The sequence below is a fragment of the Billgrantia sp. C5P2 genome (assembly GCF_051062895.2).
In genome coordinates this window covers 3,861,926-3,875,151 of record NZ_CM128542.1, presented here as the reverse complement: position 1 = coordinate 3,875,151, position 13,226 = coordinate 3,861,926, and the positions used below count along the sequence as shown (strand labels likewise).

Sequence of the window (13,226 nt, the reverse complement as noted above, 5' to 3'; positions counted from 1 at the left end):
TCGTTCAGGCAACCTGTCGCGGCCGGTCGCCAAGGGTGATTGCCCGATTCAGGAAGGCGCGATTCAAGGGGCTGAACGGCTTGATGGCCAGGCGCTCATGCGCCAACCCCTCGGCCACGTCGCGATAACCGCCGCGCAGGGCGGCTTCGGTCAGCGTCCAGTCGATGATGTCGCGCTGGGCGTGGCTGCCGCCGAAGCCGTTGGCGATGAAGCGCGCCGGATGCAGGCGCTCGACGGCAGTGCCATAGTCGCCCCGCCAGAACGCGATGAATCCTTCCACCAGTGGCAGGCCCGTCTGCCTGGCCCAGACGCTCGCCTCCCGACTTGCGCCGTTGTCTCGAAGCGCCGACAGCAGCCGGTCGATCCGGTCGCCACGGCCGGCGCCCAGATAGGCCATGACGGCATGCCAGTCGTTGAACGGGTAGAGGTTGCCATCGGCATGGCTGTCCCAGGCTTCCGCCAGTTCCTGCCAGCGGTTGCCGACATCCTGGCCGGTGAGATGCAGCCGCCAGAGCAGGGCGGAGGCATCGACCATGTCGAGTACTACGGGGCTGCGCTCCTGGCGGATCGGGCCGTCATACAGCGCCAGTGCCCGCTCGGTCTGGCCCAGGTCGAGATGGCACAGGGCCAGGTGCCACCAGTTGTGTACCTTGAACAGATTGTCCTCGCCCGCCCAGTGCGGTTCACGCACCGTCATCCAGCCGATGCCATCCTCGGCGCGGCCCTGCATCTCCATCACATGGGCAACGGCATGGTGCGCCCAGCAGTCGAGCGGCTGCCTGTCCAGGGCGTCTCGGCCGGTCGCCTCGGCCCGGGCGTAGGCGCCGGTCTCCTCCAGCCCGAAGGCGTAAAGGCCAAGGACGATCGAGTAGCCCGGGATATCGGGTGACCACTTGGGCAGCACCCGGGCGATGCGGTCTCGCAGGTCGCGGGCATTGGCACGGTAGAAGTCGGTCAGGTGCCCGGCCTGCAGTGCCAGCAGGTCGTGCGGGTAGCGCATGTTGTGCCGGTCCAGTGAGCAGGCGCCCGCGGTCCACTCCCCGGCCAGCAGGTGATCGAGGGCGGCGACGTGGGAGGCTTCGCGATCATTCAGGCGGTACGACTTCACGGCCGCGACATCGGCCCTGGCCGCTTCGGCGGCGTCGGGCTCGGTGGCCAGCGCAAACAGGTAGGCGCGGAGGATTCGCGCCATGGCGAAGTCGGGAGCCACCTCGATGGCCTGGTCCAGCGGTGTCACGGGATCGCCGCGATAGAGGTTGAAGGCCTCGGCAGAGCGGGAATAGAGGTCCAGGGCTTCTGTGGTGGCGCCGGACAGGGTGTTTCCTTGCAGGTCGGTCAGCATTGTCGTTATTGCTCCACATTCCGTCGTTTAGTCGGGGGAAATGGCGCCGGCCTTTGCCTGACGCCATGCTGCTAAACTACTGGCAGGCGCGGCGGACGATAATGAGCGAGACGCCGGACTTCTTGTCCGAGCCGCCGCCATCACGGGAGCGTTGCTCGATGGAGGCTTCTCTCGATGTGCTGCGCACGATCCGCCTGACCGGGGGCATCTTCCTCGATGCGGAATTCACTGCGCCCTGGTGCGTGGCCGCCCAAGTCGCCCCGGAAGACTGCCACCCGTTCACGCCCCTGCCCAAGGGCATCATTGCCTACCATTACGTCAGCGCTGGCCGGCTACTGTTGCGCGTAGGCGAGGGCGTACCGCTGGAGATTCCGGCAGGGCACCTGGTGGTGCTGCCGCGCAACGATCCGCACGTGCTCGGCAGCAGCCTGGACTGCCCGCCCGTGAGTGCCGAAGGACTCATGCAGGCGACCGTCGAGAGCGGTATCGCAAGAATCGTGCATGGCGGCGAGGGCGAGGCGACACGGCTCTGGTGCGGCTTTCTGCTCAGCGATACGACGACCGATCCTCTGGTTGGCATGCTACCGAGCGTGATGACACTGGACGTGACGCAGGGCGTTGCGGGGCCATGGATCGAGAGCTCCTTTCGCCTGGCCGCCAGCGAGTTCGCGACGGGAGAGGTGCGTTCGCCGGTACTGCTGTCGCGGTTGGCGGAGCTGCTCTTCATCGAAGCCGTGCAATGTTACTTCGCCGGCCTGCCGCCGGAGCAGCTCGGTTGGCTGGGCGGGCTGCGCAACCCCTTCGTCAGCCGCGGCCTGGCACTGATGCATGACCGCCCGTCCCACCACTGGACGACCGAAGCGCTGGCTCGGGAAGTGGGGCTCTCGCGCTCCGCTTTCGCCGAACGTTTCACCGAACTGGTGGGTGCACCGCCGATGCGTTATCTCAGCGGGCTGCGCATGCAACTGGCGGCACGCCGCCTGCGGGAGTCGCGCGATCCCATAGCGCTGATTGCCGAGGAGGTCGGATACGAATCGGAGGTCTCCTTCACCAAGGCGTTCAAGCGCACCTTCGGGACGCCGCCGGCAACATGGCGACGGGGGCAGGAGGGAGGGCTGGCCACCCCAAGTGATAGGCATGATGAGGAGAGCGAGGAATGCTGAGTCCTGATGATTTGCGTCATCTCCGCCGCTGCGTGGAGCTGGCCACTGAAGCGCTCGAGAAAGGCGATGAGCCATTCGGCTCCGTCCTTGTCGATGGTGGCGGCCGCGTGCTGGGCGAGGATCACAATCGCGTGGCCTCCGGTGACAGGACCCGCCATCCCGAATTTGCCTTGGCACGCTGGGCGGCTGCTCACATGAGCCCGGAAGCGCGCCGAACGGCCACCGTCTACACCTCGGGCGAACACTGTCCCATGTGTGCCGCTGCGCATGCCTGGGTTGGGCTTGGGCGTATCGTCTATGCCAGCTCCTCGGAGCAGCTGTCCGCTTGGCTTGGCGAGCTGGGGGTTCCGCCGGCTCCTGTACACCCTTTGCCGATCCAGCAAGTTGCTCCAGGCATTATCGTGGAGGGGCCGGTACCTGAGCTGGCGGAGCAGGTGCGCGAGCTGCACTGTCGCTTTTATGGGGCTGGGCCACACTGAAGGCATATCCCAGCGACGAAGCGACAGCGGAGGGAACCATGAGCGAAGCTACACGGCAAAAGCGCCAGGGGCGGCTGCGCATCGGTACGTCCGGCTATCAGTATCGCCACTGGAAGGGACGCTTCTATCCGAGCGAACTGACCCAGGATGAGTGGTTCGGCCATTACGCCGGGCAGTTCGATACGGTGGAGATCAACAACACTTTCTATAACCTGCCCCCGGCCGAAACCTTCGACAAGTGGAAGAAGGCGGCACCGGCCGGCTTCGAGTATGCGTTGAAATTCAGCCGCTACGGCAGTCACATGAAGCGTCTCAAGGATCCCGAGCAGAGCCTTGACGCCTTCCTCGAGGTGGCACAGCGGCTCGGCAAGCGCCTGGGCCCGATCCTGGTGCAATTGCCGCCCAACTGGAAGGCCCGGCCGGAGCGGCTGGACGCCTTTCTCGCCGAGGCGCCGAAGCAGCATCGCTGGACCGTCGAGCTGCGCGACCCGGACTGGCTGAACGATGAGGTGTACGACGTGTTGCGCCGCCATGACGTGGCGCTGTGCCTGCATGACATGCTGGAGCGCCACCCACGAGTGTTTACCGCCGGCTGGACCTACCTGCGCTTTCATGGCAAGCGGTATGCCGGCAGCTACTCACGCCAGTATCTCGTGGCCGAGGCAAAGCGTATCGCCGAGCTGCTGCGCGAGGGCTGCGATGTCTATGCCTATTTCAATAACGACCAGAAAGCTCATGCACCGCGCAATGCGCTGGATCTGAGACGCTTCGTGAACGACAGGCAATGACGCGGGCGTTTAGCGGGTGTCGAAAGAACGCCCGGCCATTGGGTGACATTACGCCATTCCGGTAAATGTCGTCACAAGGAGGCCGAGAATGCTATATGGGCTGGCAGGAGTCGCTGACGCTGCTGGCGAAATTGGTCGAGGCGGAAATTCCCGATTGACCGCAGGGCCACCGAGAAGCAGGCCTGGCGGGGACGGGTTGGCAGGGGAATCCAGCGGGCGCTGGCGCGCTGCCGAAGCCTCGTTTTCGAGAGGTGGCAAGGTATATCAAGGCCGGGAGGGAGACCGCCCGGCCCTGCGCCTCCCATTGGGGTCAGCAGAGGTTATATGCTTCCGCGGCTTCCTGTGTGATCAAGGCGTCGGCCAGTGCCCGCGAGGCAAGGGCGAACTCTATGCGAGCCGCGCTGAGGGCGCTCAGATCCTTGCAGGAAGCGTCACGCTCCAGGCGATCGAGCTGTATCTTGGCCATGACCAGTCGCTTGCACAGCGCCTCGTTGGCGCGTGGTTCTATCAAAGCATTCGGGGAATCCCCCGGCATACTCAGCATGTTCATCGCTCCCCCCTTACGAATCGAACCGAACAAGCGTCGCGATGCCCCTCGCAGGACGCTTAAATAGCATTATCGGTCAAGGCGGAAGAAACTGTAGTCCCCTCACGAAGGCAAAGTGCGTGGCCTGTTGGCACGCCACGCCACAGCTCGAGTGGCTTACTGCACGGTCACCATGACCGGTGCGGTGCCGCGCCTCAACATGCCGAGCTCGCGTGCCGCGCGCTTGGAGAGGTCGATGATGCGTCCTTCGACGAAGGGGCCGCGGTCATTGATCATCACTTCCACTTCCTGGCCCGTGTCCGCCCGTGTCACGAGCACCTTGGTGCCGAGAGGAAGGCTGGGGTGGGCGGCGGTCATGGCTTGCTGATCGAAGGAGTCGCCGCTGGCAGTGGTGGCGCCCTGGAATCGGTCGCTATAGAAGGATGCGATGCCTTCTTCCTGATCGGCCTCGTGGGCCAGAGCATTGGCGGTGGATACCGCGAACAATCCTGCCAGGCAACAAGCGAGCAATTTTCTTGGTAGAGCTCCCATGGTATTACCTCAGGTTATCGTTTGGCGGTTATCGCTTTCATCGATGAGGTGCCGGGTGAGCGTTAGGGATAGTACCCGGCATGGCTGCATTGGGCAACCCAAGGCGTACGCTTTGCCTCGCGTTTGCAGGAGAAGACGTCGCGTTGGGCGGCGTTGGGCGCTGATCGTTCAAGGAGTTTTCGCTGCCGGCTGAACGGTAGCCGTGCATGGACCTTGCTCGACGGGGCATGTCGAGCAAGGGGCTCAGTTCGGTTTTATACGAGTCGTGAAGTGCTGTTGGCGGACGCCAGGCTTTCAGGTGCCCTGGGCGCGGTGGGTCCAGTTCTCCGGTTCTTCCTCCGGGGCGATGAGCCGCAGATTCGGTACGGTTGCCGTGCGGTTGCGTCCGCTCTCCTTTGCCGCATAGAGGCCTTCATCGGCCTGCTGCACCAGCACCGAGCGGTTGGCGTTGCGCACCGGTAGCATCGAGGAGACGCCGATGCTGACGGTGACATGCTTCGCCACGGGCGAGACGCAGAACGCGAGGTCGCGTTCTGCGAGCATGGCATGGATACGTTCTGCCATGCGCACGGCGCCCTCCAGGCTGGTATGCGGCATCAGCACCACCATTTCTTCACCGCCATAGCGTGCCACCATGTCTCCCGGGCGTGCGGCGGCGGTGCGAAGTACGTCGGCAACGCCACGCAGGCAAGTGTCGCCGGCCTGGTGACCGTAGGTGTCGTTGAAGAGCTTGAAGCAGTCGATGTCGATCATCAGCAGGCTGAGTGGCTGGCGCTCGCGCGCCGCCCGGCGCCACTCCAATTTCAATACGCGTTCGAATTCACGGCGGTTGGCGATGCCCAGCAGTCCATCGCTGGCGGCCTGATGAACGAGTTCCGCATTCCGGGCGGCAAGGCGCTCACGTTCCTGCAGTAGCCGGGCTTCGCGGGAGCGATAGACGCGGTGCATCGGCAGCATGATCAAGGTGAGAGCGAGGGCTATGCCGCTGGCGAAGCCAGCAAGCGCCATACCGGGGGGCAGCGCATCCGCTGCCAGCGTTTTCAGGGAAGCGGCAGCGTTGGGAAAGAGGGCGGTCTGCTCGGGTACTAGGCCGTTGAGAGAGAGTGCGGCGTCGAGCAGCAGGGCAATGGCCAGCACGCAGCTGGCAAGACAGAGGCTATTGTTCAGCGGAGACTTGGGTTTCGTATGCATGGCGTCGTCTCATTCCTGGGCCGTTCGGGCTGTGCCCGTGACAGGGTTCGACTCTGGCCAGCTAGCGCTCGCGGCATCCTTGCGCTTCGCTGTTGTTAAAGCTTCGCTGTTAAAATTTCGGCTAAAAAAAGGGCCGCAGAGCGGCCCAAGTACGCAGGGAACTAAAGGATAGTGCTAACTCATTGCATGAGCGTGCCTTAGGCCGGTAGAAGCAGTTAAGGCTTGCTTGCCGGGGGCAGCCCGCATAGCGCCAGTTCGTGACGCTGCAAGTGCCTGGAGTGACGAGCGGTGGCCTTTCACAAGGTCCGGCTCGTCGTACCTTGCCATTGCCTTGATGTAAGCGAAAAGAGTGCCATGTTTGCATGATTCTTTTAAAAAACAGCGTTTTGGAAATAGCTCTGTGCGACGAATAGGAGGTAGTACATGACAATGGCTTAGTCTGGAGTGGAAAAGTGTAGCTATTCGGAGACGCATATTGGGCCGTTCGAGATTATGGCTTTAAAACAAAGACTTGCGTGTCGCCTTGTGGAGACACTTAGCGGGGATGGAGTCATGCTTCCTTGCGCCGAATGGGCAGGATACTCCGGATCTCCCTCGGCGAAGCCCAGTTGGAAGAAGGAGGGTGGACCGGCGGCGCCTCTCAGGCGAGACTGCCTCCGTAACCCATCGACCTTGCCTGACAGGGAGAACCGAAATGGCGAGTATCTTCAGCCGTATCATCCACGGCGAGCTACCTGGCGAGTTCGTCTGGTCCGACGAGCAGTGCGTGGCCATCATGACCCTCAACCCCATGAAGCCCGGTCACCTGCTGGTGATCCCGCGCGATGAGATCGACCATTGGGATGACCTGCCGGCCGAACTGAGCGCTCATCTCATGGCGGTGTCGCAAAAGCTGGCGAAAGGACTCAAGCGAGCCTTTCCCTGTGAGCGCGTGGGAATGATGATCGTCGGTCTCGAAGTTCCTCATGTGCATCTGCACCTGGTGCCGATCGATGCGATGCAGGATATCCGCTTCGAAGGGTTGCCCCAGGCGCGGCCGGAGGAGTTGGCAGAGAATGCCGATCGTATCCGGGGTGCGCTGCAGGAGGGCTAGCCTTGATTCAGGAATGACAGTGGCCTGTCTCCACGTACGCCATGGCTTACACGTTTTGGCGCCGATGTCTGATAGTACTTCTGTGGCTCTGGTCTAGTATGGGTATCTTCCTAAGCCTGCTGTGGTCACGGCAGGCGGTACCCGTCCAAGAGCTGGGCTTATGGAGGACACGGTGCACGAAAAACTGCTGGAGACACGGCGTCAGTGGTACGCCGCCTATGTCGAGGGAAACGTCGGTCAATTGGATCATATCGAGTTGGACGATTTCGTCCTGATCGATGAAACGGGCTTGCAGGGCAAGTTGGACCAACTCGGGGGTATTGCCGACGCCGTGGCGGCGGACCGTTGGTTTGCCCGCGGTAGTCACGCCGTGGACTCCATACTGAAGTTGGTGCCGCTGGGCGATGTCGTATCGATCCATGGGCAAGGCCGGGTCGTAGACGACGTTCGGATTCGGCCCAGCCTGTATTTCAGTGAGTTGTGGCAGAAGGTAAGCGGTGAGTGGCGGGTGCTGTCGTTGCACTTCTCGTTGGCCGCGGCCCCATCGCACTGACGATTAGGCTGGCCGGAAGGCCCGCCGACAAGCTGGGCTGTCGGCAGGCCACGGCTTTCAGTCACGCCGTTCGATGCAGTTGGCATAGAGGCTCACGGTCGCCGGCCAATCGCTGAACACGCCGATGACGCCGACATCCTGCACCAGCGCGTCGAGGGTGATCAGCTTGTCGCCATCCCGGCGAATCACTTCTTCCGTCGTCTGGTGGTACCACTGCCCCCCTTCGGCCAATGGGCCCGAGCGCTCCAGCGTCCAGGTGATCAGCTCGAGCCCCGCCTCCCTGGCGCGCTCGGCGTATTCCGAAGGTACGATGCGGCTGTCGCCCTCGCCGAAGTCGGGATTGGCAGCCAGCAGCATCCAGGTCGGTGGAGCAAGGATTCGCACGCCCTGTTCCGCCAGCTCTTCCATGCTTGGCGACCAGGTATTCGGGTCGCTATGGTCGAAGTCCTCATCATCGTAGCGTCCATCCAGATAGACGGCCTGTTCGCCGAACTCGGGTTCGTTCTCGATCCAATAAAGCACGTCGTCGAGATTGAACGACTGGGCGAAGACATCGCCCGGCGGCACGTCGGCCTGCTTGTACTCATCGACGAGTTTCTGCGCGTAGTCCTCCTGGCTCATGCCGTTGAAGGGCATCTCCACTTCGGGCGCCTTGAGCTCGGGTGTCATCTTCACGCCGAGTTCCTTGAACAGGGCGATGGTCTCGGCATGGCTCATCAGGGTGCCACGACTGGCGTAGAGGTCGGTGCGCCAGCCGGGCGTGCCGGCCACATACTCCTCTATGCTGCGCGCTTCCTGGTTGGCGCCTTCCATGGTGCCACGCAGGGTGCGGAACTCGGACAGGGAGATGTCGCTGGTACAGCAGCGTATCTCGGCGGCATTGGTCAGCTCGCCGCTCTCGGGATCGATCTCCGGCGGTACGCTGCACTTCTGGGCCAGCTCGGTTTCGACGATGTTGGTGGTGTAGTGCAGGTCGCATTGGGAGTGCCGGCACACCAGTTCGTTGTCGCTGGTGAAGGTCACGTCGCACTCCATGATGCCTGCACCGCCCTGAACGCCGGCCAGGTAGGACTCAAGGGTGTGTTCGGGAAACTGCAGCGGTGCACCGCGATGGGCGATGACAAGCTCCGAAGGCTGCCAGTCGGTGTGCTGGGCAGCGCATTCGAGCAGTTCGGCCTTGAGTTCGCGCTCACGCTCGGTCTCCTCGCTCATGTCATTGACCAGGAATAGCGGGCGCGGGCCGAGCGTCACCTGGCCGACGGCATCCAGCAGGGCATCGTTCCACTCGGGAGCATTGGCAGTCGTCTCCTGGGCCAATGCCGGGCCGGTGGCCAGCAGGCCCAGGCAGGCCAGGGTGGGGAGTGTCTTGTTCATGGCGTGTCTCGCTTTCTTCCTTGTTGGCATGGGCCACAGTTGACGCCTGAGGCCAGACTTGAGCGTAGCCATACGCAGCAGTACCGGCCAGGCTAACGCTCCGTCATCGCCAGGCGCACTGCCAGGGCGAGGAAGCCCGCCGCGAAGGAGCGCCGCAGCCAGGCAATTGTCCGGGGGCGTGCCAGGACGCGCTGGCGTGCAACTGCCGCGCTGACGCCATAGACGATAAACACCGCAAATGTCATTAGCATGAAGGCGAGGCTCAACTCGAACATCTGAACCAGCGGGGCCTCGCCGGCATCGACGAATTGCGGCAGGAAGGCGAGGAAGAATAGGGTCAGCTTGGGATTGAGCAGGTTCAGCAGTACGCCGCTGCCGATCAGTTGTCTGGCCGGCAGGGGCGCCTGGTCGGTGGCGGGGAGTGCGGTGTCGCGCGATTTCAGCACACTCCAGGCAATGTAGAGCAGGTAGGCGACGCCCAGCAGTTTGAGCAGTTGAAAAGCCGTGGCGCTGGTATGCAGCAGGGAGGCAAGCCCGGTGATGGCGGCGAGCATATGCGGCACGATGCCGAGGGTACAGCCGAAGGCCGCCAGTATGCCGGCCCGCACGCCGCGCGCAAGGCCGGTGGCAAGCGTGTAGAGCACCCCGGTGCCGGGTGCGGCGGCGACGACCAGCGAGGTCAGGAGATATTCGAGGGTCATGGGCGGGCTCCGGTAACGAAACCCCGCCAGTGTGTCGCTATCGGCCGACCGGTTCTTGTACGAAATTGCAGCCTCTCAGTGGGGCCGGAGCGCTCGGCGATAGCGTCCCGGGGAGAGTCCGAGCTGGCGGCTGAAGGCTCGGCTCATATGGCTCTGGTCGGAGAACCCCGCCTCCAGGGCCGCCTGGCTCAGCGAATGACCGTTGGCGATCAGGTGCCTGGCCATCAATACCCGTCGCTGCAACTGGTAGGCGTGTGGCGTGATACCCAACGTACGGGAGAAGCTGCGCAGCAGTTGGTAGCGGCTCAGACTCGCCATTTCGGCCAGTTCACTCAGAGTGACGGCTTGCTGAGGTGCGTCGTCGAGGCGCTGGCGCACCCTGGCGACGTTGCCCGTGGCGCCATGCAGGGTGTCGAGGCGGCGCGAGCCATGGCGAGAAAAGGCCGCGCCAAGCAGCTGGCAGCAGTGCTCCTCCAGGCCCAGAAGATCATCTGGCGTTACGGCAAGCCGACGGAACAGTTGTTCCATGAGTTCGAGGAGCAGGGGATCGTTGAGTGCGGGGCGGGACATCTCGATGGGGGCGTCGGGGCCGTCGATGACCTGCCGGACCAGGTCGGTGTCGAAGTAGAGCATGTGCCAGGTCCGCCGAGTGCCGCCGAGAGGCGCGCCGTCGTGCACCTCGCCCGGGTTCACCGTGATGATGTCGCCGGCCACGGCCTCCACGCGACCGACCCCGCTCCAGGAGCGCTGCCCCCCGGCGACGATGAGACCGATGCCATACTGATCGTGGGAGTGACGAGGAAAGGTCCGGTCCGAAGCCAGGCTCATTGCCATCAGGCCATCGACCCCCATGGCGTGCGCGGCTACATGGTGATGCTCTTCCGGCATGCTGCCTTCCTGAATCGGGTATCGTAGCAAAGGCTGGCTGAGGCCCAGCCAACGATCGGCGGTTCTGGCAGGCCTCATGTCCAGCACCATACGTATGTTGTTTTAAAGGTTGTCCAGGTTTTTTATCTGCTAGAGCAATGCCATGTGCTTTCGATTAGCTTAGCTCATGCTGCCCTTGGGGTGATGGGTTGGATGGCGAGCTTTCGAGGTGATGCCAAAGGGCCTCGTACGCGGCCAGCAGCTGGCTGGCCTGGAGTGCCCAGAAGCGGAGTACTTCATCGTCATGATGTGCAAATGGGAAATGGGGCTGTGTCATGGAGCGGTCCTCCTGTAGGACTACACCACCAGCATAGACGTTTTTTGCTGCGCCGCAGCATAGGATTTGTAACAGCCTGCATGTGCCCTCCAAGCAAGACGCCCCATCCGGTGGTAGCCGGATGGGGCGTGGATCGCTTCGAGCGTAAGACTTCAGCGCTGCGGATGTTCCTCGAAAAGTTCGGCCTTGGCCTCGCGCATGACGTTCTCGCAGGCAGCTTGGTGGGCGAGTTGGGTCAGCAGGCTCTGGGTCACGGCAAAGCCCTTGCCGAGACAGGTATCCACGTCTTCACGGCTCAAATGAGGTGTTACGAGATAGTCGATCTTGATCGTTCTGCCACTACCGTCCAGCTTATCGGCGAGGTTACGGATGAACCAGGCAAGGCGATCACGCCAGCCGCTCGTCTCTTCCCTGCCTTCACTCACGCTGAACGTGCACCGCCACTCAGGTTTGAAGACTCGCATGAGTACCTCCTGCACTGGCTTGGTTAGGAATGATCGATCGTGATGTTGGGCTCCACTTTCTCGACAAATAATACTTTCAACATAACAAACTTGTACCGATCTTTCACGAGCTGTGCTGCTTCGCTACGCCTGACAGGGTGACAGTTATCATGCTTGTCGCGCAAGAGGCATGAGAGCCCCCGGCCGATGGTAAAAAGCACTTGCTTCTCATATCGGCACAAGGGGAGAAAACCTGAGCGGTGGAACAGGAATTACTCAGTCAGAGCCGTACCAGCATCTTGCCCCGGTTGGCTCCTTCGAACAGCTTGAGAAAGGCATCCGGGGTGCGCTCCAGGCCAGACTCGATAGTTTCCTCGTAATCGATCTCACCTTGGGCGACGCGCGGCCCGACCTCTTCGAGGAAGTGAGGGTATTCGGTCCAGTGGTCGAAGATGATGAAGCCCTGCATGCGGGCGCGCTGGACCAGCAGGTTCGCCAGGTTGCTTGGGCCGCGATCCTGGGTTTCATCGTTGTAACTTGAGATCAGCCCACAGATGGCGATGCGGGCGCCGACCTTGAGATTGTTCAACGCCGCTTCAAGGCAGGCGCCACCCACGTTCTCGTAGTACACATCGAAGCCTTCGGGGCAGGCCTCCTTGAGGTCGGCGCTCAATTGCCGGGCATCCTTGCCCTTGTAGCTCACGGCGCGAATATCGTGCTGCTCCAGCCATTCGAGCTTGTCTGCGGCACCGGCAATGCCGACGACGGTGCCGCCCCTGGCCTTGGCCAGCTGCACGGCGAGCGAGCCCACGGCGCCGCTGGCGGCGCTGACCAGCACGTTGTCGCCTTCGCGCAGGTTGGCAATGCGGTTGAGTCCCGTCCAGGCGGTCATGCCCGGCATGCCGAGCACGCCGAGATAGGCCTGTTCGGGAACCTGCATGTCGGGCAGGAGGTCAAGCACGTCCCCTTTGAGCTGGGCGACGTCACGCCATCCGCCCATGTGGCGCACCTTGTCCCCGACCTTGAAATGGGCATGACGCGACTCGATCACCTCGCCGATGGCGGCACCCTCCAGCGGGGCTCCCAGCTCGAACGGTGCCACATAGGTCCTGACACCGCTCATGCGGCCCCGCATATAGGGGTCGACCGACAGCCAGGTATTGCGAATGCGTACCTCTCCTTCGTCCAGCCCCGGCAGCGCCCGGCTGTGTAATTCGAACAGCTCTCTCGACGGCGTACCCTTCGGGTAGTCGCGAATTGTGAAATAACGTGACTGCATGTCGGCTCCTTGACTTGCTTGCATCCTGCTGCGATCACTCAGCGTGGCGGCCCCTGCTCGAAGAGCTCGGCCTTGGCATCCCGCATCACGTCTTCGCAGGCAGCCTGCTGCGCCAGCTGATTGAGCAGCGAGTGGGTGACTTCGAAGCCCTTGACCAGGCAGGTATCGATCTCCTCGGCTGTCACGGCGGGCTCGACGTTGCACTCGATCGTTACCGTGCGGCCCCCGTCATCGAGTCTGTCGGCCCAGTGGCGAATGCGCCAGGCCAGCCTCGTACGCCAACTGGCCGATGCTCCGGCAGCTTCGTTCACGGTGAATGTGCAGTGCCATTCCGGCTTGTAGATTTTCATACGAACCTCCCGTTCCGACTGGGAACATCCCGCTGTCTCTCCTTGTTTACCGCGGTTAACGGTCGAGACGTCCATGCTCCCAGCATAGAAGCTTTATCGGCTTGGGGCAGGTTAGCGAGTGTGAAGGCTTGCTAAGGAAGCGCTGCATGCCCCAAGTCCGGCATGCCACCAGATGGGAGTGCCTTTGG

General features: G+C 62.6%; 15 protein-coding genes. 5 read left to right on the top strand and 10 right to left on the bottom strand.

The features are described from left to right. Positions 1-4 precede the first annotated feature (4 nt). A complete protein-coding gene (locus ACRWQA_RS17975; protein WP_434228039.1) occupies positions 5-1,342 on the bottom strand; it encodes a tetratricopeptide repeat protein in 1,338 nt (445 codons plus the stop codon). A 158-nt stretch (positions 1,343-1,500) separates the two neighbouring features. On the opposite strand from ACRWQA_RS17975, the gene ACRWQA_RS17970 reads away from it, so the two are divergent. Genes ACRWQA_RS17970 through ACRWQA_RS17960 form a run of 3 tightly spaced genes read left to right on the top strand, consistent with a single transcriptional unit; the run spans position 1,501 to position 3,772 of the window. Further along, positions 1,501-2,505 carry an AraC family transcriptional regulator gene (locus tag ACRWQA_RS17970; RefSeq protein ID WP_263582543.1) on the top strand — a complete coding sequence of 335 codons (1,005 nt, stop codon included), beginning with the start codon at positions 1,501-1,503 and terminating at the stop codon, positions 2,503-2,505. Then, positions 2,499-2,984 (top strand): nucleoside deaminase, encoded by a 486-nt coding sequence (locus ACRWQA_RS17965; RefSeq protein ID WP_263582544.1) that lies wholly within the window; start codon positions 2,499-2,501, stop codon positions 2,982-2,984. Before ACRWQA_RS17970 ends, ACRWQA_RS17965 begins: the two co-directional genes overlap by 7 nt. Positions 2,985-3,022: 38 nt before the next feature. Then, complete coding sequence (locus ACRWQA_RS17960; protein WP_263582545.1) at positions 3,023-3,772, top strand: DUF72 domain-containing protein; 750 nt, start codon at positions 3,023-3,025, stop codon at positions 3,770-3,772. 310 nt (positions 3,773-4,082) lie between these two features. Here the strand turns inward: ACRWQA_RS17960 and ACRWQA_RS17955 are convergent, their stop codons facing one another. The 3 genes from ACRWQA_RS17955 to ACRWQA_RS17945 form a co-directional block, all read right to left on the bottom strand. Then, on the bottom strand, positions 4,083-4,322 hold the full coding sequence (locus ACRWQA_RS17955; RefSeq protein WP_263582546.1) for a hypothetical protein: 240 nt from the start codon (positions 4,320-4,322) through the stop codon (positions 4,083-4,085). Positions 4,323-4,475: 153 nt separating this feature from the next. Next, positions 4,476-4,850 (bottom strand): septal ring lytic transglycosylase RlpA family protein, encoded by a 375-nt coding sequence (locus ACRWQA_RS17950; RefSeq protein WP_263582547.1) that lies wholly within the window; start codon positions 4,848-4,850, stop codon positions 4,476-4,478. A gap of 294 nt (positions 4,851-5,144) precedes the next feature. Continuing rightward, complete coding sequence (locus ACRWQA_RS17945; RefSeq protein ID WP_434228042.1) at positions 5,145-6,041, bottom strand: diguanylate cyclase; 897 nt, start codon at positions 6,039-6,041, stop codon at positions 5,145-5,147. A gap of 694 nt (positions 6,042-6,735) precedes the next feature. Here ACRWQA_RS17945 and ACRWQA_RS17940 point away from each other — a divergent pair. Both ACRWQA_RS17940 and ACRWQA_RS17935 read left to right on the top strand, forming a co-directional pair. Next, on the top strand, positions 6,736-7,134 hold the full coding sequence (locus ACRWQA_RS17940; RefSeq protein ID WP_263582549.1) for an HIT family protein: 399 nt from the start codon (positions 6,736-6,738) through the stop codon (positions 7,132-7,134). Between the two features lie 160 nt (positions 7,135-7,294). Then, the gene (locus ACRWQA_RS17935; RefSeq protein WP_263582550.1) at positions 7,295-7,687 is read left to right on the top strand and encodes a nuclear transport factor 2 family protein; all 393 of its coding nucleotides are present in this window, start codon (positions 7,295-7,297) and stop codon (positions 7,685-7,687) included. Between the two features lie 57 nt (positions 7,688-7,744). Here ACRWQA_RS17935 and ACRWQA_RS17930 read toward each other — a convergent pair whose 3' ends face one another. The 6 genes from ACRWQA_RS17930 to ACRWQA_RS17905 form a co-directional block, all read right to left on the bottom strand. After that, positions 7,745-9,061 carry a glycerophosphodiester phosphodiesterase family protein gene (locus tag ACRWQA_RS17930; protein ID WP_434228044.1) on the bottom strand — a complete coding sequence of 439 codons (1,317 nt, stop codon included), beginning with the start codon at positions 9,059-9,061 and terminating at the stop codon, positions 7,745-7,747. A gap of 92 nt (positions 9,062-9,153) precedes the next feature. Beyond that, on the bottom strand, positions 9,154-9,762 hold the full coding sequence (locus ACRWQA_RS17925; RefSeq protein WP_263582552.1) for a LysE family translocator: 609 nt from the start codon (positions 9,760-9,762) through the stop codon (positions 9,154-9,156). Positions 9,763-9,837: 75 nt separating this feature from the next. Continuing rightward, positions 9,838-10,650, bottom strand: a complete 813-nt coding sequence (locus tag ACRWQA_RS17920; protein ID WP_263582553.1) for an AraC family transcriptional regulator — start codon at positions 10,648-10,650, stop codon at positions 9,838-9,840. Between the two features lie 468 nt (positions 10,651-11,118). Continuing rightward, positions 11,119-11,430, bottom strand: a complete 312-nt coding sequence (locus ACRWQA_RS17915) for a hypothetical protein (RefSeq protein ID WP_263582554.1) — start codon at positions 11,428-11,430, stop codon at positions 11,119-11,121. A gap of 259 nt (positions 11,431-11,689) precedes the next feature. Beyond that, positions 11,690-12,688, bottom strand: coding sequence for an NADP-dependent oxidoreductase (locus ACRWQA_RS17910; RefSeq protein ID WP_434228047.1), 999 nt, complete (start codon positions 12,686-12,688; stop codon positions 11,690-11,692). Between the two features lie 38 nt (positions 12,689-12,726). After that, positions 12,727-13,038: a hypothetical protein gene (locus ACRWQA_RS17905; RefSeq protein WP_263582556.1), complete on the bottom strand. Its 312-nt coding sequence runs from the start codon at positions 13,036-13,038 to the stop codon at positions 12,727-12,729. Between the last annotated feature and the right edge of the window lie 188 nt (positions 13,039-13,226).

Coding starts and splice junctions, on each gene's coding strand:
- ACRWQA_RS17950 (WP_263582547.1), bottom strand. CDS start 4,850: ATGGGAGCTCTACCAAGAAAATTGCTCGCTTGTTGCCTGGCAGGATTG.
- ACRWQA_RS17930 (WP_434228044.1), bottom strand. CDS start 9,061: ATGAACAAGACACTCCCCACCCTGGCCTGCCTGGGCCTGCTGGCCACC.
- ACRWQA_RS17970 (WP_263582543.1), top strand. CDS start 1,501: ATGGAGGCTTCTCTCGATGTGCTGCGCACGATCCGCCTGACCGGGGGC.
- ACRWQA_RS17960 (WP_263582545.1), top strand. CDS start 3,023: ATGAGCGAAGCTACACGGCAAAAGCGCCAGGGGCGGCTGCGCATCGGT.
- ACRWQA_RS17940 (WP_263582549.1), top strand. CDS start 6,736: ATGGCGAGTATCTTCAGCCGTATCATCCACGGCGAGCTACCTGGCGAG.
- ACRWQA_RS17925 (WP_263582552.1), bottom strand. CDS start 9,762: ATGACCCTCGAATATCTCCTGACCTCGCTGGTCGTCGCCGCCGCACCC.
- ACRWQA_RS17935 (WP_263582550.1), top strand. CDS start 7,295: ATGGAGGACACGGTGCACGAAAAACTGCTGGAGACACGGCGTCAGTGG.
- ACRWQA_RS17910 (WP_434228047.1), bottom strand. CDS start 12,688: ATGCAGTCACGTTATTTCACAATTCGCGACTACCCGAAGGGTACGCCG.
- ACRWQA_RS17955 (WP_263582546.1), bottom strand. CDS start 4,322: ATGAACATGCTGAGTATGCCGGGGGATTCCCCGAATGCTTTGATAGAA.
- ACRWQA_RS17920 (WP_263582553.1), bottom strand. CDS start 10,650: ATGCCGGAAGAGCATCACCATGTAGCCGCGCACGCCATGGGGGTCGAT.
- ACRWQA_RS17975 (WP_434228039.1), bottom strand. CDS start 1,342: ATGCTGACCGACCTGCAAGGAAACACCCTGTCCGGCGCCACCACAGAA.
- ACRWQA_RS17905 (WP_263582556.1), bottom strand. CDS start 13,038: ATGAAAATCTACAAGCCGGAATGGCACTGCACATTCACCGTGAACGAA.
- ACRWQA_RS17915 (WP_263582554.1), bottom strand. CDS start 11,430: ATGCGAGTCTTCAAACCTGAGTGGCGGTGCACGTTCAGCGTGAGTGAA.
- ACRWQA_RS17965 (WP_263582544.1), top strand. CDS start 2,499: ATGCTGAGTCCTGATGATTTGCGTCATCTCCGCCGCTGCGTGGAGCTG.
- ACRWQA_RS17945 (WP_434228042.1), bottom strand. CDS start 6,041: ATGCATACGAAACCCAAGTCTCCGCTGAACAATAGCCTCTGTCTTGCC.